Here is a 20,884-nt window from a genome sequence, read left to right as displayed (position 1 = left end):
CGAACCTTCGAAGTCGATGACGGCAGATTTACAGTCTGCTCCCTTTGGCCGCTCGGGAACCCCACCAGGGGTAATATATTGCTTGTAGAGATGGTGGTGGGGGAAGGATTATTCGTCGCTTCGCTCCTCACCCTTCGGGCCGTTGCCTGATGGCAACGTTCTCTCGCTGTCGCTCGAGTCGAACCTTAGTCAAAGGTTCTTACCCTTCCCCGATAAGTGCATATGTCAGCTTAACTCATCGGATTTACCACACTGCTGTGGCGAATAATGGTGGTGGGGGAAGGATTCGAACCTTCGAAGTCGATGACGGCAGATTTACAGTCTGCTCCCTTTGGCCGCTCGGGAACCCCACCACGGGGTAATGCTGGTACTGGCCTGCTTCCCTTGGGAAGCGGGGCGCATCATATCAAATGACGCGCCGCTGTAAAGCATTCCTTTCAAAGAGATGAACCGTTTGCATGCTTTTTATGCGTAACGCATTAATGCTAACCAATTCATTCAATGCAGGATTATAAAATAATCGTCCGGTTGCCGTAGACAAATACCCGCTGGCCCAGAACTTCGTACAGCGCCCGGCTGAGCACGTTCTTCTCAACGTCGCGGCCTGCGCGCATCATATCTTCGGCGGTGTAGGTGTGATCGACGTGGATCACGTCCTGCATAATAATCGGACCCTCGTCCAGATTATCATTCACATAGTGCGCGGTGGCACCGATGATCTTCACCCCGCGCTCGTAGGCCTGGTGATAAGGACGAGCACCAATAAACGCCGGTAAGAATGAGTGGTGAATATTGATGATCTTATTCGGGAAGCGGGCAACAAAGGTGGGCGTCAGCACGCGCATATATTTCGCCAGCACCACATAGTCTGGATCGTAGGCTTCAATCGCCTGGGCCATCTTCTCGTCGTGATCTTCACGGGTCAGCCCTTCATGACTCACCAGCTCAAAAGGAATATCAAAACGCTCTACCAGCGTGCGCAGCGTGTCATGATTACCAATCACCGCCGCAATCTCTACGTCGAGGCCGCCATAGTTGGCCTTCATCAGCAGATCGCCCAGGCAGTGGGCCTCTTTGGTCACCAGGATCACGATGCGGCGACGTCCGGCAGGGGTTAACTCCCGCACAGAACCATCAGGCAGGGCGCTGTCGAGATCGGCCAGCAGCGTCGCATCGTTAAAGATGCCCTCCAGCTCGGTACGCATAAAAAAGCGCCCGGTACGATGATCGACAAACTCATTGTTCTGCACAATGTTCAGTTCGTGCTTGTAGCAAATATTGGTGATGCGTGCGATAAGCCCTTTCTGATCGGGACAGATAGTACGCAGAACTTTTCGTTGTAATGAATGCATTGCCGGGTAAATCCTTGACGTGTTTGCTATGAGGTACCGCTGGGTTTATTGCCCGCAGCACTTTTTAAATTTTTTGCCCGAGCCACAGGGGCAGGGATCGTTACGGCCAAACTGTGGTCGCGTGCCATCAATATAATACCATTGGCCGTTTTCTTTTAAGAACCTGGAGCGCTCGATAATGGCGCCCGTTTTACCTTTCTCACTAAAGCGAGCCACAAAACTGACGAACCCTTCACCACTGTGGCTGCCTTCAGCCTCTTCAAACAGAGTCAGGCCCAACCACTCGGTTCCGGCAAAGCCGGATTCGATCTCCTGACGGAAGGCTGCAGCCTCACAGGAGGGATGCCAGGTTTGGATCAGATAGTCAGCACGCTTTTCCACGAATGCCGTATAGCGCGAGCGCATAAGCTGCCCAGGATTGGACACAATCTGTTTTCCAGACAGATAAGGCTGGCAACATAGGCTATACTCCAGTGCGCTACCGCAGGGACAACGGTTTGACAAAATAGGTATCCTGAATAAATAAGCGCGCAGCTGCGCCTTTACAGCACTATGTTAACTGAGCGATGACGATGACGCTATGCTAGCAGGGTTTGGGAGAGGATATATTCTCCAGGACTGGTCATAAGGTCAAAAATTTAGTACGTTTCGGCATAGGCAGGTGGCGTGCAGCGCTGAGAGAGGCGTTTGGCCGCCGCGATGTTTTGGCATCACGACGTTTCTGGTTCAGTCACTTACGTATGGTATATCACTGCCATAACGCGCCAGATGGGCCTTGGATCCTGATGAAACCTATTTGTCCTGTTTTTTCTGCCGGCCTGGTGTGCGGCAGCGCGTATTGCTGTTTTTCAGCAGGACGAGTGAGGGTACTGGGCGAATTGTAACCACTTGGTGCACATAAAATGTTTGAGTACTTGGTTTTTCGCTTTTTGAAGCAAAATCTGACAGGCGGTAGTCGCAATAGCGTGCCACTATTGAACTATCGTAAGGCAGGGGAGAGAACATGACGCAGCCATTGGCCGGAAAACATATGTTAATCGTTGAAGACGAACCCGTTTTCCGCTCACTGCTGGACTCCTGGTTTCTGTCTCTTGGGGCATCCACCACCCTTGCAGGTGACGGAGTGGAAGCGCTTGAGATGTTTGCCAGGGTCAAACCAGATCTGATGATCTGTGATATCGCAATGCCGCGGATGAACGGCCTTAAGCTGGTGGAGCATCTGCGCAATGAAGGCGATCAAACGCCAATCCTCGTGATTTCGGCAACGGAGAATATGGCTGACATTGCCAAGGCGCTTCGTCTCGGCGTGCAGGATGTGTTGCTCAAGCCGGTAAAAGATTTTGCTCGCCTGCGTGAGACCGTATTGGCCTGCCTCTATCCCAATATGTTTAATTCCCGGGTAGAGGAAGAGGAGCGGCTGTTTCAGGATTGGGATGCGTTAGTCAGCGATCCCCATGCAGCCGCCAAGCTGTTACAGGAATTACAGCCTCCCGTTCAGCAGGTCATGTCCCAGTGCCGCGTTAATTATCGTCAGCTCGTTGCCGCCGATCAGCCTGGCCTGGTGTTAGATATTGCACCCCTCTCCGATCACGACCTCGCCTTTTATTGTCTGGATGTGACACGCGCCGGTGATAACGGTGTTTTAGCCGCACTGTTATTACGTGCTCTCTTCAATGGCCTGCTGCAAGAGCAGCTCTCTCAGCAGCGTCAACGCTTGCCTGAACTGGGTGCGCTGTTAAAGCAGGTTAATCAATTACTGCGCCAAGCCAATTTACCCGGCCAGTTTCCTCTGCTGGTGGGTTATTACCACAGCGAACTCAAAAATTTGATATTAGTCTCCGCCGGCCTTAACGCAACGCTGAATACCAGCGAGCAACAGGTACAGATTAACAGCGGGGTGCCGTTAGGCACGCTGGGTAATGCTTACCTAAATCAAATTAGCCAGCGCTGTGAAGAGTGGCAGTGTCAGGTGTGGGGAATGGGCGGACGTTTACGCTTAATGTTGTCTGCGGAATGAGCGATCGCACCGGGTCAGCCATTTTGCTTTACCGCAAAAACGACTCGGGTGCTACCATCAGGATAGTCTTATAGGTAATTGTCTTAATTACATGTCAATGAGTTCAATTCAGACCAGGCTCACAGTTTGATACTGATATACTCAATGCACTATTCATTGACGAACGTGTTCTAGTTTGAACAGTCCAGGAGATTTTAAATGGCTGCCGTTAATTCAAAAGTAACAAAAGCAGTTATCCCGGTCGCAGGATTAGGTACCCGGATGCTGCCCGCCACGAAAGCTATCCCAAAAGAGATGCTGCCGCTGGTTGATAAACCCTTAATTCAATACGTCGTAAATGAATGTATTGCGGCGGGTATTACGGAAATCGTTTTAGTTACTCATTCATCTAAAAACTCCATCGAAAACCACTTCGACACCAGCTTTGAGCTGGAAGCCATGCTGGAAAAACGCGTTAAGCGCCAGCTGCTGGAAGAGGTACAGTCTATTTGCCCACCGCACGTGACTATTATGCAGGTGCGTCAGGGGCTGGCTAAAGGTTTAGGCCACGCGGTACTGTGTGCGCATCCGGTTGTCGGTGATGAGCCGGTTGCCGTTATTCTGCCTGACGTTATTCTTGATGAATATGAATCCGATCTCTCCCAGGATAACCTGGCAGAAATGATCAAACGCTTCGATGAAACCGGCTGCAGCCAGATTATGGTTGAGCCTGTAGAAGATGTGACCGCTTATGGCGTGGTAGACTGCAAAGGCGCGGATCTGAAACCGGGTGAAAGCGTACCAATGGTTGGCGTGGTTGAGAAGCCTAAGGCTAACGTTGCACCTTCTAACCTCGCAGTAGTAGGCCGTTACGTCCTGAGTGCTGAAATCTGGCCTCTGCTGGCGAAAACGCCTCCGGGAGCAGGGGATGAGATCCAGCTGACCGACGGTATCGATATGCTGATCGAGAAAGAGACCGTTGAAGCTTACCATATGAAAGGTAAGAGCCATGACTGCGGCAATAAGCTGGGCTATATGCAGGCGTTTGTCGAATACGGTATTCGTCATAACACGCTGGGTGAAGAATTTAAGAGCTGGCTGGAAAATGAGATGGGTCTTACTAAGTAAGGTCTTTCTGAACGCCGTTTGACGCAGGCCGGAGATATCGCTGTTACCTACAGACTATCTCCGGCTTTTTTATTGCTAGTTGTTTCTAAGTGCGAACATGAGTTAAAGCAGGCGTTGCGCTAGCAGCAATAAAAAATCCCGCCGTAGCGGGATTTTTTTACAGCAGGCGAGGAATTAATCCTTGATCAGGAAGTCTTCCAGCTGTTTGCCTTGCTCGTCCATGGCTTTCTTAATAACGGCTGGTGTACGGCCCTGGCCGGTCCAGGTTTTAGTTTCGCCGTTTTCGTCAACGTAGCTATATTTAGCCGGGCGTGCTGCACGCTTAGCCTTAGTACCGACTTTGGCGGCTGCCATGCTGTTCAGCAGTTCGTTCGGGTCAATACCGTCAGCAATCAGCATTTCGCGATACTGCTGCAGTTTACGCGTACGCTCTTCAATTTCAGCTGCGGCAGCGTTATCTTCTTCACGACGCTCGTTAACAACAACTTCTAATTTTTCCAGCATTTCTTCGAGCGTTTCGAGAGTGCATTCTCTTGCCTGTGCACGAAGAGTACGGATGTTGTTCAGAATTTTAAGTGCTTCGCTCATTGTAGTAATCTCAAACTTATAATGGGTGGTTTGTTGAGCTAATAATAGAGCGATAATTTGAGTTGTGCAATACCTGTCAATGTAAGGAATTCAAAATTACGCGTTATTTGACGCTTTTATTAATACCGTAATCTTAAATTTTCATGCTGCGGACCGGTCATACAAAGGTTATCCAACGCATTACCCCTGGTACGCTCAGGGTTAGATTAAGGGAGAAATCTAATCGCGCATTTTCGATTAATCCTGGCGGTACTATAGCTGAGATGGATAAATATCAACCTTTCTTATTAGTCTTACATAAGCCTGTTGAGCTTAAATTACTAATATTTTCTGTAACCTAAGTTAAAAAGCCACAAGGCCTAAAGCTAGCGCCTCTTGGGGGATAGAGATAAAGCGGGAAGCCTTCAGCCAGCTAACCCAGGCTACGGCATTCATAAATGTTATAAAATGTGTATATCACGGCAAGATGTAAGGATTACCATTAACAGGTTCGCTGCTGTCCTGACGCATGTTCGCTGAGCAAATTATGCTACAATCCGCGCGTTTAAAATTACATCTTGATTGGGATCTCCAGGCCAATGGCACAGCTATATTTCTACTACTCGGCAATGAACGCCGGCAAATCAACGGCGCTTTTGCAGTCTTCCTACAATTACCAGGAAAGGGGGATGCGCTCGCTGGTCTACACCGCTGAAATTGATAACCGTTTCGGTAGTGGAAAAGTCAGCTCACGTATTGGCCTCTCTTCACCTGCGAAATTATTCAACCAACACACCTCGCTGTTTGACGACATCCGCGATGAGCATGCGCAAGAGCCTGTCCACTGCGTGCTGGTGGACGAGAGCCAGTTTTTAACGCGTGAGCAGGTTTACGCGCTCTCTGAAATTGTCGACAAGCTTGATATTCCCGTGCTGTGCTATGGGCTACGAACCGATTTCCGCGGCGAGCTATTTACCGGCAGTCTCTATTTGCTGGCGTGGTCAGATAAGCTGGTCGAGTTAAAAACCATCTGTTTCTGTGGCCGTAAGGCGAGCATGGTATTACGCCTCGATCAGGATGGGCGTCCCTATAATGAGGGAGAGCAGGTGGTCATTGGCGGCAACGAGCGCTATGTCTCGGTGTGCCGCAAGCACTACAAAGAGGCGCTCGTAGAAGGCTCTCTGACAGCGATTCAGCGTCGGGTGCGTGGGTAGGTAGTGGTTAAGCTGAAAAGAGCCTTAGCGCGCCGCTGAGGCCATAAAAAAACCCGCCATCAGGCGGGTTTTTATTAGCGAGATAAATTAAGCGGGTTTTTTCACTTTCTTATCTGCTTTTACCGGTACAGCAACGTCAACCTGCGCAGGTGCAGCGTCGCCTTCTTTATACTCACGACCGTAGTAGGTATCCAGCAGGATCTGTTTCAGCTCGGCAATCAGCGGGTAGCGCGGGTTAGCGCCGGTGCACTGGTCATCGAAGGCATCTTCAGAGAGCTTATCCACATGTGCAAGGAAGTCAGCTTCCTGTACGCCTGCTTCGCGGATAGATTTCGGGATACCCAGTTCGGCTTTAATGTTTTCCAGCCATCCCAGCAGCTTCTCGATCTTCGCTGCGGTGCGATCGCCCGGTGCGCTCAGGCCCAGGTGGTCAGCAATCTCTGCGTAGCGACGACGAGCCTGCGGACGGTCGTACTGGCTGAAGGCGGTCTGTTTGGTTGGGTTATCATTCGCGTTATAGCGGATAACGTTGCCAATCAGCAGGGCGTTGGCCAGGCCGTGCGGAATGTGGAACTGCGAGCCGAGTTTGTGCGCCATAGAGTGGCAAACACCCAGGAAGGCGTTAGCAAACGCAATACCCGCGATGGTAGCCGCACTGTGTACGCGCTCACGTGCAACCGGGTTTTTCGACCCTTCATGGTAGGACGCCGGCAGGTTCTCTTTCAGCAGCTTCAGAGCCTGCAGAGCCTGACCGTCAGAGAACTCAGACGCCAGCACAGAGACATACGCTTCCAGCGCGTGAGTTACCGCATCCAGACCACCGAACGCACAGAGTGATTTCGGCATATCCATCACCAGGTTGGCATCAACCACAGCCATGTCCGGCGTCAGCGCGTAGTCTGCCAGCGGATATTTCTGACCGGTTGCATCGTCGGTTACCACGGCGAACGGCGTAACTTCAGAACCCGTACCGGACGTGGTGGTGATCGCAACCATTTTTGCTTTCACGCCCATTTTCGGGAACTTGTAGATACGCTTACGGATATCCATAAAGCGCAGCGCCAGCTCTTCGAAGTGGGTTTCCGGGTGCTCGTACATGACCCACATGATTTTTGCTGCGTCCATCGGGGAACCGCCGCCCAGGGCGATGATCACGTCAGGCTTGAAGGCGTTCGCCAGCTCTGCGCCTTTACGCACAACGGACAGGGTTGGGTCAGCTTCAACTTCAAAGAACACGTCTACTTCTACGCCAGCTGCTTTCAGCACGGAGGTGATCTGGTCCGCATAGCCGTTGTTGAACAGGAAACGGTCGGTGACGATCAGTGCACGTTTGTGACCATCGGTAATCACTTCATCCAGCGCGATGGGCAGGGAGCCACGGCGGAAGTAGATTGATTTCGGAAGTTTATGCCACAGCATGTTTTCAGCTCGCTTAGCAACGGTTTTCTTGTTGATCAGGTGCTTCGGACCTACGTTTTCAGAGATGGAGTTACCACCCCATGAGCCGCAGCCCAGGGTCAGGGACGGGGCAAGTTTGAAGTTGTACAGGTCACCGATACCACCCTGAGAGGCTGGGGTGTTGATCAGAATACGAGCCGTCTTCATCTTCTCGCCGAACAGGGAGACGCGTTCCGGCTGGTTATCCTGGTCAGTATAGAGACAGGAGGTATGGCCGATCCCGCCCATGGCGACCAGTTTCTCAGCCTTAACGACGGCGTCTTCGAAATCTTTTGCGCGGTACATTGCCAGCGTCGGGGAGAGTTTTTCGTGCGCAAACGGCTCGCTCTCATCAACGTTGGTGACTTCGCCAATCAGGATTTTGGTGCTGGACGGTACGGTGAAGCCCGCCAGTTCAGCAATTTTAACTGCGGGCTGGCCCACGATAGCTGCGTTCAGCGCGCCGTTTTTCAGGATGATATCCTGAACGGCTTTCAGCTCCTGGCCCTGCAGCATGTAGCCGCCGTGGCTGGCGAAACGTTCACGCACGCTGTCATAGACGGAATCAACCACCACAACCGACTGCTCGGAAGCACAGATAACGCCGTTATCGAAGGTTTTAGACATCAGCACGGAGGCGACAGCACGTTTGATATCGGCGGTTTCGTCGATAACAACCGGGGTGTTACCTGCACCTACACCGATAGCCGGTTTACCGGAGCTGTATGCCGCTTTTACCATGCCAGGACCGCCGGTCGCGAGGATCAGGTTGATATCCGGGTGGTGCATCAGCGCATTAGACAGCTCTACGGAAGGTTGGTCGATCCAGCCAATCAGATCTTTCGGTGCGCCCGCTGCGATAGCGGCCTGCAGAACGATATCGGCAGCTTTGTTGGTTGCCTCTTTTGCACGCGGATGTGGAGAGAAGATAATCGCGTTACGGGTCTTGAGGCTAATCAGCGACTTAAAGATGGCGGTAGAGGTTGGGTTAGTGGTCGGAACGATACCGCAGATAATACCGATAGGTTCGGCGATGGTGATGGTGCCAAAGGTGTCGTCAGTAGAAAGCACACCGCAGGTCTTCTCATCTTTGTAGGCGTTGTAGATGTATTCAGAAGCGAAGTGGTTTTTAATCACTTTATCTTCCACAATACCCATACCGGATTCTGCAACGGCCAGCTTAGCGAGAGGAATTCGCGCATCGGCGGCAGCCAGAGCGGCGGCACGGAAGATTTTATCAACTTGTTCTTGAGAAAAGTTGGCATATTCACGCTGGGCTTTTTTCACGCGTTCAACGAGTGCGTTAAGTTCAGCGACGTTAGTAACGGCCATAATGATCTCCTGATAATGTTAAACTCTTTTAGTAAATCAGTTGCTCAACGGATCAACAGAACAGTATAGTAAGACCCGTGGCAGCCTGCATTACCGTATCAAAAACAAGAACTTATCAACGACACCTGCACCCATGATTTACTAAAAGAGCCTCGCCTCAGCATCATACCGTTTGATACTTTTTTTCTCCCTGGCGGCGTAAACAAGGTTACTCACTTCTGAGTAGTGATTACGTGATCTAGATCAAAAATAGTCCAAGCTGACACCTTTCAGCTGGCTCTTTTTATTCATTTGTATCAAATGTTAATAATTTCAGGGATGGAGTAGAAATAAGCTATCATACTTTCTACAATTAAATAACATGCGTTATCTCACCCGTTTTTCAGAATATTTGTGGTGAAGTATGCTGATATTAGGCGTATCTTTAGCATGGTTTTTTTAATCGCTAAAATTTTGCCTTCGGCGTTGATTCTTTGCGGAGTTTACCGTGATCCAGTCGTTGTTTGATTTTCCGACCTACATGAAGTTTTTTATTGGGCTCTTTGCGTTAGTTAACCCGGTCGGGATCATTCCTGTATTCATCAGCATGACCAGTTACCAGACAGCGGCGGCAAGAAACAAAACTAACCTGACGGCCAGCGTCTCTGTCGCCATTATTCTGCTCACCTCGCTCTTCCTGGGCAGCACCATCCTGCAACTGTTTGGCATCTCTATAGACTCCTTCCGTATCGCCGGGGGCATTTTGGTGGTAACGATTGCGATGTCGATGATCAGCGGCAAGCTGGGGGAAGATAAGCAGAACAAACAGGAGAAGTCAGAGACGGCCATTCGCGAAAGCATCGGGGTAGTACCGCTCGCGCTACCGCTGATGGCGGGGCCGGGGGCGATCAGCTCTACCATTGTCTGGGGAACGCGTTTTCACAGCTGGCCCCATCTGCTCTGTTTTTCCATCGCCATTGCCCTGTTTGCGCTCTGCTGCTGGGGACTGTTTCGTATTGCACCCTGGCTGGTGCGTTTATTAGGCCAGACCGGCATTAACGTCATTACCCGTATCATGGGCCTGTTGCTGATGGCGCTGGGCATTGAGTTTATCGTTACCGGAATCAAAGCCATTTTCCCCGGCTTACTGCACTGATTACTTTCATTCGAAAAATGTCATCCTGAACGGAGCATCCTGCTCCGTTTCTTTTCATCATTATTAGTAAAACATATAACTTAAGTTGAAAAACGACGCATTCATAATAAATCATGCTGGCTGAGTTAAAGCTTTAATAATCAGCACGTTGAACTTCCTTCCTTGACACGTTTGCTTACATTTACCCCTTTCCTCCTGTTATTTTACTCACATGATACGCTGGGGCTTGCTGTGGGATTATCGAAATGATATTAGTAAATTAATCACCCACACAGATGAATGTGCTAGAAAATGCGCGCTTGTTACGTTTTTGTGTAAAAAACAATCAGCCTGGGATTCAACCAGACTCTGCCGCATCGTGTAAAAGAGAATTGCTTAACAAATTTGCAAATTGTATTGGCGGACGATAAATGCATTTGATACTTTCCGGGCCACTATTTGCAGCAGATTGCGTTGTAAAAGAATAAATGCAGATGAGAATCATTTTCAAATATGATCCTCATCAGGATATAAGAGACGCCTCAAACAGGGGAGGCGGTAAAGAATCGACGCAAGGCTGCCGCCATGAGCAGCCAGTAATAATAAAAGTCGGTGATAGCAAGCAGTATAACCTTGCGGATGCAAAAGCTCCTGCACCGTAAAGGAACCCCTCGGGGGAATGAAACAGGCTGGCACAAAAGCCAGTAATTATAATGAGTGGAGTACCAACACAATGTCCATCATCACAAAAAAAAGCTTGGTAGCGGCAGGGATTTTGACTGCGCTAATCGCGGGTAACGTTGCCATGGCGGCAGATGTACCTGCAGGTGTTCAACTGGCAGAGAAGCAAACCCTGATCCGAAATAACGGTGCCGAGCCGCAGTCGCTCGACCCAAATAAGATCGAAGGGGTACCCGAATCCAACGTCAGCCGCGATCTTTTTGAAGGCCTGCTGATTACCTCTCCGGTTGACGGCCACCCCGTTCCGGGCGTTGCCGAATCCTGGGATAATAAAGATTTTAAAGTCTGGACCTTCCATCTGCGTAAAGATGCGAAATGGTCCAATGGCGAACCTGTGACCGCCCAGGATTTCGTCTATAGCTGGCAGCGTCTGGTAGATCCGAATACCGCCTCGCCTTATGCAAGCTATCCGCAATATGGCCATATCGTAAATGTTGATGCGATCATCGACGGCAAAATGAAGCCGAGCGAGCTGGGCGTTAAGGCAATTGATGACCATACGCTGGAAGTCACTCTGAGCGAGCCGGTACCTTACTTCTATAAGCTGCTGGTTAACCCGGCGATGTCCCCGGTAAATAAAGCCGCCATCGAAAAATTTGGCGAAAAGTGGACCCAGCCAGCGAACATCGTTACCAACGGCGCGTTTAAACTGCAGGACTGGGTGGTTAACGAACGTATTGTGATGGTGCGTAACACCAACTATTGGAATAACGGCAAAACCGTTCTCGATCAAATTACCTATCTGCCTATCTCCTCCGAAGTGACGGACGTGAACCGCTACCGCAGCGGCGAGATTGACATGACCTATAACAACCTGCCGATCGAGCTGTTCCAGAAGCTGAAAAAAGAGATCCCGCAGGAAGTCCACGTTGACCCGTATCTGTGTACCTACTACTACGAAATCAACAACCAGAAAGCTCCGTTTACCGATGCGCGCATCCGTACCGCGCTGAAGCTGGGCCTGGATCGCGACATCATTGCTAACAAAGTGAAAGCGCAGGGCGATCTGCCTGCCTATGGCTACACTCCGCCGTACACCGACGGTGCGAAGCTGACCAAGCCGGAGTGGTTCGGCTGGACGCAGGAAAAACGCAACGAAGAAGCGAAAAAACTGCTGGCTGAAGCAGGCTATACTAAAGACAAGCCGCTGACCTTCAACCTGCTGTACAACACCTCCGATCTGCACAAGAAGCTGGCTATTGCCGCCGCCTCAATCTGGCAGAAAAACCTTGGGGTAAACGTCAAGCTGGTGAACCAGGAGTGGAAAACCTTCCTCGATACCCGTCATCAGGGTAACTTCGACGTGGCCCGTGCCGGCTGGTGTGCTGACTATAACGAGCCGACCTCGTTCCTGAACACCATGCTCTCTGGCAGCTCAATGAACACCGCGCACTATAAGAGCGAGGCGTTTGACCGCATCATGGCCGATGCCGTAAAAGCCAGCGACGAAGCGAAACGCAGCGAGCTGTACGATCAGGCTGAGCAGCAGTTGGGCAAAGACTCGGCGATCGTGCCGGTTTACTACTACGTGAACGCGCGTCTGGTGAAGCCGTGGGTTGGTGGTTATACCGGTAAAGACCCAATGGATAACGTCTACGGTAAAGATCTCTACGTTATCAAACATTAATGGCAATATGTGGGGCAGGGCGTAACCGTGCTAAGACGCGGCGTCGCACTGCCCCATCGTGTCTTATTTTATCGCACTGCATACACAGGCGTGCTTACGTCACGTGTATAAGGCACAGGCCAGAAGGTACGGGCAATGTTGAAATTTATTTTACGTCGCTGTCTGGAAGCTATTCCGACACTCCTGATTCTTATTACGATCTCCTTCTTTATGATGCGTCTTGCGCCGGGTAGTCCTTTTACCAGCGAGCGCGCGCTGCCGCCGGAAGTGATGGCGAACATTGAAGCGAAATATCACTTAAACGATCCGATCATGACCCAGTATTTCAGCTATCTGAAACAGCTGGCGCACGGTGATTTCGGGCCGTCATTTAAATATAAAGACTATTCGGTCAACGATCTGGTGGCTTCCAGCTTCCCGGTGTCGGCGAAATTAGGCGCGGCTGCCTTTTTCCTCGCCGTGGTGCTCGGCGTTGCGGCAGGCGTTATTGCCGCGCTTAACCAGAATACAAAATGGGACTATACGGTCATGGGGTTTGCGATGACCGGGGTAGTTATTCCCAGCTTCGTGGTCGCGCCGCTATTGGTGCTTATTTTCGCTATTACGCTGAAGTGGCTACCAGGTGGCGGCTGGAACGGCGGAGCGCCAAAATTTATGATCCTGCCGATGGTGGCGCTCTCCCTGGCCTATATCGCCAGCATTGCGCGTATCACCCGTGGGTCAATGATTGAAGTGCTGCACTCTAACTTCATCCGTACCGCCCGCGCCAAAGGCCTGCCGCTGCGCCGGATCATCCTGCGGCACGCCCTGAAGCCCGCGCTGCTGCCGGTGCTCTCCTATATGGGCCCTGCGTTTGTCGGCATTATCACCGGCTCGATGGTTATCGAAACCATCTACGGTTTGCCGGGTATCGGCCAGCTGTTTGTTAACGGCGCGCTGAACCGCGACTACTCCCTGGTGCTGAGCCTGACCATTCTGGTCGGCACGCTGACTATTTTGTTTAACGCGATCGTGGACGTGCTCTATGCCGTTATCGATCCGAAAATCCGTTACTAACGCTGGGGTACGCCATGATGTTAAGTAAGAAAAACAGCGAGGCGCTGGAAAACTTCAGTGAGAAACTGGAAGTCGAAGGGCGTAGCCTGTGGCAGGACGCGCGTCGCCGCTTTATGCACAACCGTGCTGCGGTAACCAGCCTTGCGGTACTGGTGCTGATCGCCCTGTTCGTCGCCTTTGCCCCGCTGCTGTCGCAGTTTACCTATTTCGATACCGACTGGGGCATGATGTCCAACGCGCCGGATATGGCCTCCGGCCACTACTTCGGCACCGACTCCTCAGGGCGTGACCTGCTGGTGCGCGTGGCTATCGGCGGCCGTATCTCCCTGATGGTCGGCATCGCCGCCGCGCTGGTGGCGGTCATCGTCGGCACGCTCTATGGTTCGCTCTCTGGCTACCTTGGCGGCAAAGTTGACTCGGTGATGATGCGCCTGCTGGAGATCCTCAACTCCTTCCCGTTCATGTTCTTTGTGATCCTGCTAGTGACCTTCTTTGGTCAAAACATCCTGCTGATCTTTGTGGCTATCGGGATGGTCTCCTGGCTCGACATGGCGCGTATCGTGCGCGGCCAGACGCTGAGCCTGAAGCGCAAAGAGTTTATCGAGGCGGCGCAGGTCGGTGGCGTATCGACGGCCAGCATTGTGGTGCGTCATATCGTACCGAACGTGCTGGGCGTGGTAGTAGTGTATGCCTCGCTGCTGGTGCCAAGCATGATCCTGTTTGAGTCCTTCCTGAGCTTCCTCGGCCTTGGTACTCAGGAGCCGCTCAGCAGCTGGGGCGCGCTGCTCAGCGATGGCGCAAACTCGATGGAAGTGTCGCCGTGGCTGCTGCTGTTCCCGGCGGTGTTCCTTGTCGTCACCCTGTTTTGTTTTAACTTTATCGGCGATGGCCTGCGTGATGCCCTCGACCCGAAAGATCGTTAAGGAGTGCTGTTAATGAGCATAATTGAAACCTCATCGCCGTCGGTGGCGCAGCAGCAATCTAACGTTCTGCTGGATGTCCACGACCTGCGGGTGACCTTTAAAACGCCGGATGGGGACGTGACCGCGGTCAACGACCTCAACTTTAGCCTCAGCGCCGGTGAGACCCTCGGGATCGTGGGTGAGTCCGGCTCCGGTAAATCGCAAACGGCGTTTGCCCTGATGGGTCTGCTGGCCGCCAACGGCGTGATCGGCGGATCGGCAAAATTCAACGGCAGAGAGATCCTCAATCTGCCGGAGCGCGAGCTGAACCGGCTGCGTGCCGAGCAGATCTCGATGATATTCCAGGATCCGATGACCTCGCTGAACCCGTACATGCGCGTCGGCGAGCAGCTGATGGAAGTGCTGATGCTGCACAAAGGCATGGGCAAAGCCGAAGCGTTTGAAGAGTCGGTGAAGATGCTTGATGCGGTGAAAATGCCGGAAGCGCGTAAGCGCATGCGCATGTATCCCCATGAGTTCTCCGGCGGGATGCGTCAGCGCGTGATGATCGCCATGGCGCTGATGTGCCGTCCGAAGCTGCTGATCGCCGATGAGCCGACCACGGCGCTGGACGTAACCGTGCAGGCGCAGATCATGACCCTGCTCAACGAGCTGAAGCGCGAGTTTAATACCGCTATCATTATGATCACCCATGACCTCGGCGTCGTGGCAGGCATCTGCGATAAGGTGCTGGTGATGTACGCGGGCCGTACCATGGAGTACGGTGCTGCGCGCAACGTCTTCTATCAGCCTGCCCACCCGTACTCAATCGGCCTGCTGAACGCCGTACCGCGTCTGGATGCGGAAGGGGAGTCTCTGCTGACGATCCCGGGGAACCCACCGAACCTGCTGCGGTTGCCGAAAGGCTGCCCGTTCCAGCCGCGCTGCCCGTACGCGATGGAAATTTGCAACACTGCGCCGCCGCTGGAGGAGTTTGCCCCAGGCCGCCTGCGCGCCTGCTTTAAGCCGGTGGAGGAGCTGGTATGACTACCCAGACCGAAGAGAGAAAAGTTCTGCTCGAAATTGCCGACCTGAAAGTGCATTTCGATATCAAAGACGGCAAGCAGTGGTTCTGGCAGCCTGCCAAAACCCTGAAGGCGGTTGATGGCGTTACCCTGCGCCTCTACGAAGGGGAGACCCTTGGCGTGGTGGGCGAATCCGGCTGCGGCAAATCCACCTTTGCCCGCGCTATTATCGGTCTCGTAAAGGCCACCGACGGTAAAGTCGCCTGGCTGGGCAGAGATCTGCTGGGGATGAAGCCGGACGAGTGGCGCAACGTGCGCAGCGATATCCAGATGATTTTCCAGGATCCGCTGGCCTCGCTGAACCCGCGAATGAATATCGGCGATATCATTGCTGAGCCGCTGCGTACCTATCATCCGACGATGCCGCGCCAGGAAGTGCGTGACCGGGTAAAAGCGATGATGATGAAGGTTGGCCTGCTGCCCAACCTGGTCAACCGCTACCCGCACGAGTTCTCCGGCGGCCAGTGCCAGCGTATCGGCATCGCCCGGGCGCTGATCCTTGAGCCAAAGCTGATCATCTGTGACGAGCCGGTCTCCGCGCTGGACGTGTCGATTCAGGCGCAGGTGGTGAACCTGCTGCAGAAGCTCCAGCGCGAGATGGGCCTGTCGCTGATCTTTATCGCCCATGACCTGGCGGTGGTGAAGCACATCTCCGATCGCGTGCTGGTGATGTATCTGGGCCACGCGGTAGAGCTGGGAACCTATGACGAGGTTTACAACAATCCGCTGCACCCTTATACCAAAGCGCTGATGTCGGCCGTGCCGGTTCCCGATCCGGATCTGGAGAAGAACAAGCAGATCCAACTGCTGGAGGGGGAGCTGCCGTCGCCGATCAACCCGCCGTCCGGCTGCGTGTTCCGCACCCGCTGCCCGATTGCCGGGCCGGAGTGCGCCCAGACGCGTCCGGTGCTGGAGGGTAGCTTCCGCCACGCCGTTTCCTGTCTTAAGGTTGACCCGCTATAATCCCGCAGGGCTGGCATGACGCCAGCCCTTTTTCGTTGCGAGGATTACCCGTGTCCAACCGATCTTTTTCGCTGCGCCAGACGCTCTTCCGCCGCCTGTTCGATCAGCAGACCCGCTCCGGTCGCCGCTTTGAAGCCCTGTGCGGCCTGCTGGCGCTGCTGAGCGTTATCACGATCTTTATTGAATCCAGCATGGGCAGCCAGCTGACCTTTATGCCGCAGGAGTGGCATCTCTTTATCTGGCTTGAGATCGGCTTTACCCTCATCTTTACCCTTGAGTACATTCTGCGGGTTATCGCCTGGCCCAGCCCCGTACGCTACGTCTTTAGCTTCTGGGGTGTTATCGATCTGGCGACTATGCTGCCGCTTTACGTGCTGTGGCTGTGGCCCGAGCTGGCTCTCCACTACTTCTTCGCCTGGCGGGCGATGCGCGCGATACGCGTGCTGCGGATCCTTAAGCTGCTACGCTATATGCCAGCGCTGCACAGCCTGTGGCGAGCAGTTATCAATGCCCGCCACCAGCTCATTCTGTTCTATGCGTTTGTTGGTATTGTGATGGTGTCGGCCGGGGCGCTGATGTACGCCATTGAAGGGGAGGCGAGCGGCTTTACCAGCCTGGGCGTGGCGGTCTACTGGGCGGTGGTGACGGTAACGACAGTTGGCTACGGCGATATTACGCCCCACTCGGTTGCCGGACGGTTTGTGGCCTCGGTGCTGATTTTAATTGGCTACTCGGTGATAGCGATCCCAACGGGGATCCTGACGGCGCAGATGAGCAACGAACTTCAGCAGAGAAAGCGTGCCCGCCGCTGTCCGCGCTGCCATCTGCAGGATCATAACGCGGAGGCGCACTACTGCATGCGCTGCGGGGAACGGCTGCCCCAACCAGAAGAAACCCACCCACAAGAGAGACGGTAGAAGAGACGTAGCGCGGCGTTCACCGCGCCAGGGGGATTACTCACGCCACAGGATGTGGCAGATCTTGTGGTCTTTCTCGCGGCAGAGCAGCACGCGGGCGAAGATATCATTGATTTCACCTCCGTCGGTATCCGCCAGGCCAATAACCACTTCCGAGAAGAAGTCCGGGTTCAGATCGTAATCGACATGCTCCTGCCAGTCTTCGGCCGGATCAAACAGCTCCGCGCCGCCGCGCTCTTCAAACTGGAGGTTAAAAAGGATCACGTCTGCGGGATCGAGATTATCCATCGCCAGCTCAAGAAAAATATCGTAGGCCTGCTCAAGCGTTTCATCTTCAGTCAGGCGATTGTTCAGATCCATTTCCATAGTTACACCCTGGTTTAATCGCTAATGGGCACGTTTTACAGCAACGGACTAAAGAAGTAAAACAGTCGCTCGACAATCCGCTGCCATAGCGGACGTTTCAGCCAGCGCGTAACATCCAGCAGCCGGGAGCGGGAGATATAGTCATCCTGCACCGCCGCCAGATCGCCGCCAAAACCGGCGTCATCAATGACCAGCGTGATTTCAAAGTTGAGCCACAGGCTGCGCATATCGAGGTTTACCGTGCCTACCAGGCTCAGCTCACCGTCCACCAGCACGCTTTTGGTATGCAGCAGGCCGCCTTCAAACTGATAAATTTTTACCCCGGCGGCCAGCAGCTCGCTGAAAAAGGCCCGGCTGGCCCAGCCCACTAACAGGGAGTCGTTTTTGCGCGGCAGAATAATGCTCACGTCCACGCCGCGCTGGGCAGCGGTACAGATAGCGTGCAGCAGATCGTCACTCGGCACAAAGTAGGGCGTCGTCATGATCAGATATTCCCGCGAGGCATAAACCGCGGTCAGCAGCGCCTGGTGGATCAGATCTTCTGGAAAGCCGGGGCCGGAGGCGATGGTATGGATAGTGTGGCCGCTGGCCTGCTCAAACGGCATGACGTTATTATCCGGCGGCGGGGGGAGAATACGTTTGCCGGTCTCAATCTCCCAGTCGCAGGAGTAGACCACGCCCATGGAGGTGGCGATCGGCCCCTCCATGCGTGCCATCAGATCAACCCACTGGCCAACGCCCGCGTCCTGCTTAAAAAAGCGCGGATCCACCAGGTTCATGCTGCCGGTGTAGGCGATGTAGTTATCAATCATCACCATCTTACGGTGCTGACGCAGATCCATTCGCCGCAGGAAGACACGCATCAGGTTCACCTTCAGCGCTTCCACCACCTCTATACCGGCGTTGCGCATCATGGCGACCCACGGGCTGCGGAAGTAGGTCACGCTACCGGCTGAATCAAGCATCAGCCGACAGTGAACGCCGCGCCGGGCGGCCGCCATCAGCGACTCGGCGACCTGGTCCGCCATCCCGCCGGGGTGCCAGATATAGAACACCATCTCGATATTATGACGAGCGAGTTGGATGTCACGGATCAGCGCCTGCATCACATCATCAGAGGAGGTCAGGAGCTGAAGCTGGTTCCCTTTGACGCCACCGATACCCTGGCGGCGCTCGCAAAGCTGAAACAGCGAGGCGGCCACCGGGCTGTTCTCTTCGGCAAAGATATGCTTGCAGGCTTTAAGATCGTGGAGCCATTTGGCGGTGGAGGGCCACATGGCGCGCGCGCGCTCAGCCCGTCGCTTGCCAAGATGCAGCTCACCGAACGAGAGATAGGCGATAATCCCCACCAGCGGCAGAATATAGATGATTAACAGCCAGGCCATAGCGGAAGGGACGGCGCGGCGCTTCATCAGGATGCGTAATGTGACCCCGGCAATCAGCAGCCAGTATCCTAAAATGACCAGCCAACTCACAACGGTGTAGAAGGTTGTCATAGTTAAAAAAATCCTTTTCAGTACGCCATACACTGAGTGTACGCATAAGCATCCATCTGGCAAATAAAAACGGCGGAGAAAGCGCTGGTGCGGCGTCGGCAAGGGTCTATAATGATGCCTTCGTTATTAGCAGAGTTGCTGTCATGAAGCGTAGTAGAACGGAAGTGGGGCGCTGGCGGATGCTTCGTCAGGCGAGTCGCCGCAAAGCCCGCTGGCTGGAAGGCCAGTCGCGTCGTAATATGCGCATCCACTCTATCAGAAAGTGCGTGCTGAACCGCCAACGCAACGCGTTGCTGTTCGCTATTACCCCGTACTGAGATCGTCTGAGGGCACGTTTTGGTGCCCTCACTCTTTGAGACTAGAAAACTTTCTTATATGGCTTAACCGACACGGTCTGGTAAACGCCCGCCGCCACGTAAGGATCGGCTTCCGCCCAGGCTTTTGCCTCTTCCAGCGATTCAAACTCCGCAATCACCGTCGAGCCGCTAAACCCAGCCGCGCCCGGATCGTTACTGTCTACCACAGGCATTGGGCCCGCCGTCAGCAGGCGACCCTCGTCGCTGAGCAGCTGCAGGCGCGCCAGGTGCGCCGGACGCACAGAGAGACGTTTTTCAAGTGAGTTGGCAATATCTTCAGCGTAAATCACATAAAGCACGAGTAGAGTTCCTTAAATGATAAAATGACTCCAGGACGCTAACACACCTTGCAGGCCGCACGCTACCCTCTTGATTTTAAGCGCCCTGAAAAGCCAAAACTGAACCAAGAAAATTGACCGCAACGGCTAAAATGCGCGATAGATGTGATGGCTTATTGAATATGATTGCTATTTGCATTTAAAATCAGGGCATGGTTTTTCAACTGAAACGATTATGACTGCAATGACCCTTGATCTACCTCGCCGCTTTCCCTGGCCGACGCTGCTGTCTGTTGGTATTCATGGTGCTGTTGTGGCGACCCTGCTTTACACCTCAGTACATCAGGTTATTGAAATGCCCGCTCCCGCGCAGCCTATTGCCGTCACGATGGTTACGCCTGCCGAGCTGGAGCCGCCGCAGGTGGTACAGCCTCCGCCGGAGCCGGTGGTAGAGCCCGAACCGGAGCCGGAGCCAGAGCCGATCCCCGAGCCGCCTAAAGAAGCACCGGTGGTGATTGAGAAGCCAAAACCGAAGCCCAAGCCGAAGCCGAAGCCTAAACCGAAGCCGGAGAAAAAGGTTGAGAAGAAGGTTGAGCAGCCGAAGCGTGACGTTCGCCCGGTAGAGACGCGTCCATCTGCGCCACTGACCAATACCGCGCCGTCGCGCCCGCTGACCAACAGCGCACCGGCGACCAGCAAACCGGTGGCGTCCGTGCCGAGCGGCCCGCGCGCGGTGGCACGCAGCCAGCCGCAGTATCCGGCCCGCGCCCAGGCGCTGCGCATTGAAGGTCGCGTACGGGTGAAGTTTGACGTCACCGCTGACGGTCGCGTGGATAACGTGCAGATCCTCTCCGCCCAGCCATCAAATATGTTTGAGCGTGAAGTGAAATCGGCGATGCGTAAATGGCGCTACGAAGCAGGCAAACCGGGCAACGGGCTGATTGTGAATATCGTATT

General features: G+C 53.6%; 19 protein-coding genes, 1 tRNA gene and 1 other RNA gene. 12 read left to right on the top strand and 9 right to left on the bottom strand.

Features of this window, described 5'->3' with window-relative positions; genetic code table 11:
• Nucleotides 1-91 precede the first annotated feature (91 nt).
• The 4 genes from EV102420_RS20925 to EV102420_RS17470 form a co-directional block, all read right to left on the bottom strand.
• A non-coding RNA gene (locus tag EV102420_RS20925) (RtT sRNA) lies at nucleotides 92-224 on the bottom strand.
• Between the two features lie 44 nt (nucleotides 225-268).
• Nucleotides 269-353: transfer RNA gene (locus tag EV102420_RS17480), tRNA-Tyr, on the bottom strand.
• Between the two features lie 156 nt (nucleotides 354-509).
• Nucleotides 510-1,352: a formyltetrahydrofolate deformylase gene (gene purU / locus EV102420_RS17475; RefSeq protein ID WP_042394430.1), complete on the bottom strand. Its 843-nt coding sequence runs from the start codon at nucleotides 1,350-1,352 to the stop codon at nucleotides 510-512.
• 45 nt (nucleotides 1,353-1,397) lie between these two features.
• Nucleotides 1,398-1,856 (bottom strand): YchJ family protein, encoded by a 459-nt coding sequence (locus EV102420_RS17470; protein ID WP_072015301.1) that lies wholly within the window; start codon nucleotides 1,854-1,856, stop codon nucleotides 1,398-1,400.
• A gap of 499 nt (nucleotides 1,857-2,355) precedes the next feature.
• On the opposite strand from EV102420_RS17470, the gene rssB reads away from it, so the two are divergent.
• Both rssB and galU read left to right on the top strand, forming a co-directional pair.
• Nucleotides 2,356-3,369, top strand: coding sequence for a two-component system response regulator RssB (gene rssB / locus EV102420_RS17465; RefSeq protein ID WP_042394424.1), 1,014 nt, complete (start codon nucleotides 2,356-2,358; stop codon nucleotides 3,367-3,369).
• A gap of 198 nt (nucleotides 3,370-3,567) precedes the next feature.
• Complete coding sequence (gene galU, locus EV102420_RS17460; RefSeq protein ID WP_042394421.1) at nucleotides 3,568-4,476, top strand: UTP--glucose-1-phosphate uridylyltransferase GalU; 909 nt, start codon at nucleotides 3,568-3,570, stop codon at nucleotides 4,474-4,476.
• A gap of 174 nt (nucleotides 4,477-4,650) precedes the next feature.
• Here the strand turns inward: galU and hns are convergent, their stop codons facing one another.
• Nucleotides 4,651-5,064, bottom strand: coding sequence for a histone-like nucleoid-structuring protein H-NS (gene hns / locus EV102420_RS17455; protein WP_042394417.1), 414 nt, complete (start codon nucleotides 5,062-5,064; stop codon nucleotides 4,651-4,653).
• Between the two features lie 578 nt (nucleotides 5,065-5,642).
• On the opposite strand from hns, the gene tdk reads away from it, so the two are divergent.
• Nucleotides 5,643-6,257 (top strand): thymidine kinase, encoded by a 615-nt coding sequence (gene tdk / locus EV102420_RS17450; protein ID WP_042394411.1) that lies wholly within the window; start codon nucleotides 5,643-5,645, stop codon nucleotides 6,255-6,257.
• A gap of 87 nt (nucleotides 6,258-6,344) precedes the next feature.
• On the opposite strand, the gene adhE is transcribed toward tdk, so the two are convergent.
• Nucleotides 6,345-9,026 carry a bifunctional acetaldehyde-CoA/alcohol dehydrogenase gene (adhE, locus tag EV102420_RS17445; protein ID WP_042394408.1) on the bottom strand — a complete coding sequence of 894 codons (2,682 nt, stop codon included), beginning with the start codon at nucleotides 9,024-9,026 and terminating at the stop codon, nucleotides 6,345-6,347.
• Between the two features lie 487 nt (nucleotides 9,027-9,513).
• Here adhE and EV102420_RS17440 point away from each other — a divergent pair, with 487 nt between their 5' ends.
• The 7 genes from EV102420_RS17440 (at nucleotide 9,514) to EV102420_RS17410 (ending at nucleotide 17,431) form a co-directional block, all read left to right on the top strand.
• Nucleotides 9,514-10,161: a YchE family NAAT transporter gene (locus EV102420_RS17440; RefSeq protein ID WP_042394405.1), complete on the top strand. Its 648-nt coding sequence runs from the start codon at nucleotides 9,514-9,516 to the stop codon at nucleotides 10,159-10,161.
• A gap of 712 nt (nucleotides 10,162-10,873) precedes the next feature.
• Nucleotides 10,874-12,508, top strand: a complete 1,635-nt coding sequence (gene oppA, locus EV102420_RS17435; RefSeq protein WP_042394401.1) for an oligopeptide ABC transporter substrate-binding protein OppA — start codon at nucleotides 10,874-10,876, stop codon at nucleotides 12,506-12,508.
• A gap of 135 nt (nucleotides 12,509-12,643) precedes the next feature.
• Nucleotides 12,644-13,564, top strand: coding sequence for an oligopeptide ABC transporter permease OppB (oppB, locus tag EV102420_RS17430; protein WP_042394400.1), 921 nt, complete (start codon nucleotides 12,644-12,646; stop codon nucleotides 13,562-13,564).
• Between the two features lie 14 nt (nucleotides 13,565-13,578).
• Nucleotides 13,579-14,487 (top strand): oligopeptide ABC transporter permease OppC, encoded by a 909-nt coding sequence (gene oppC, locus EV102420_RS17425; protein ID WP_042394398.1) that lies wholly within the window; start codon nucleotides 13,579-13,581, stop codon nucleotides 14,485-14,487.
• Nucleotides 14,488-14,499: 12 nt separating this feature from the next.
• Entirely contained in the window at nucleotides 14,500-15,513 is a 1,014-nt protein-coding gene (locus EV102420_RS17420) for an ABC transporter ATP-binding protein (protein WP_042394396.1), read from the top strand.
• Complete coding sequence (gene oppF / locus EV102420_RS17415; RefSeq protein WP_042394395.1) at nucleotides 15,510-16,514, top strand: murein tripeptide/oligopeptide ABC transporter ATP binding protein OppF; 1,005 nt, start codon at nucleotides 15,510-15,512, stop codon at nucleotides 16,512-16,514. The genes EV102420_RS17420 and oppF overlap by 4 nt, the downstream gene beginning before the upstream one ends.
• A gap of 50 nt (nucleotides 16,515-16,564) precedes the next feature.
• Complete coding sequence (locus EV102420_RS17410) at nucleotides 16,565-17,431, top strand: ion transporter (RefSeq protein ID WP_052512384.1); 867 nt, start codon at nucleotides 16,565-16,567, stop codon at nucleotides 17,429-17,431.
• Nucleotides 17,432-17,467: 36 nt separating this feature from the next.
• On the opposite strand, the gene EV102420_RS17405 is transcribed toward EV102420_RS17410, so the two are convergent.
• The gene (locus tag EV102420_RS17405; protein WP_042394392.1) at nucleotides 17,468-17,797 is read right to left on the bottom strand and encodes an HI1450 family dsDNA-mimic protein; all 330 of its coding nucleotides are present in this window, start codon (nucleotides 17,795-17,797) and stop codon (nucleotides 17,468-17,470) included.
• Nucleotides 17,798-17,832: 35 nt separating this feature from the next.
• The gene (cls, locus tag EV102420_RS17400) at nucleotides 17,833-19,293 is read right to left on the bottom strand and encodes a cardiolipin synthase (protein WP_042394389.1); all 1,461 of its coding nucleotides are present in this window, start codon (nucleotides 19,291-19,293) and stop codon (nucleotides 17,833-17,835) included.
• Between the two features lie 143 nt (nucleotides 19,294-19,436).
• Here cls and EV102420_RS22385 point away from each other — a divergent pair, with 143 nt between their 5' ends.
• Nucleotides 19,437-19,610, top strand: coding sequence for a YciY family protein (locus EV102420_RS22385; RefSeq protein ID WP_131406028.1), 174 nt, complete (start codon nucleotides 19,437-19,439; stop codon nucleotides 19,608-19,610).
• 41 nt (nucleotides 19,611-19,651) lie between these two features.
• Here EV102420_RS22385 and EV102420_RS17395 read toward each other — a convergent pair whose 3' ends face one another.
• Entirely contained in the window at nucleotides 19,652-19,948 is a 297-nt protein-coding gene (locus tag EV102420_RS17395) for a YciI family protein (protein ID WP_042394387.1), read from the bottom strand.
• A gap of 223 nt (nucleotides 19,949-20,171) precedes the next feature.
• On the opposite strand from EV102420_RS17395, the gene tonB reads away from it, so the two are divergent.
• Nucleotides 20,172-20,884 (top strand): TonB system transport protein TonB (gene tonB / locus EV102420_RS17390; protein WP_042394433.1); only part of this gene is annotated, 713 nt, incomplete at its 3' end.

The sequence above is a fragment of the Pseudescherichia vulneris NBRC 102420 genome, from assembly GCF_000759795.1.
Lineage (GTDB): Bacteria > Pseudomonadota > Gammaproteobacteria > Enterobacterales > Enterobacteriaceae > Pseudescherichia > Pseudescherichia vulneris.
This window is presented reverse-complemented; position numbering and strand designations above follow the sequence as displayed.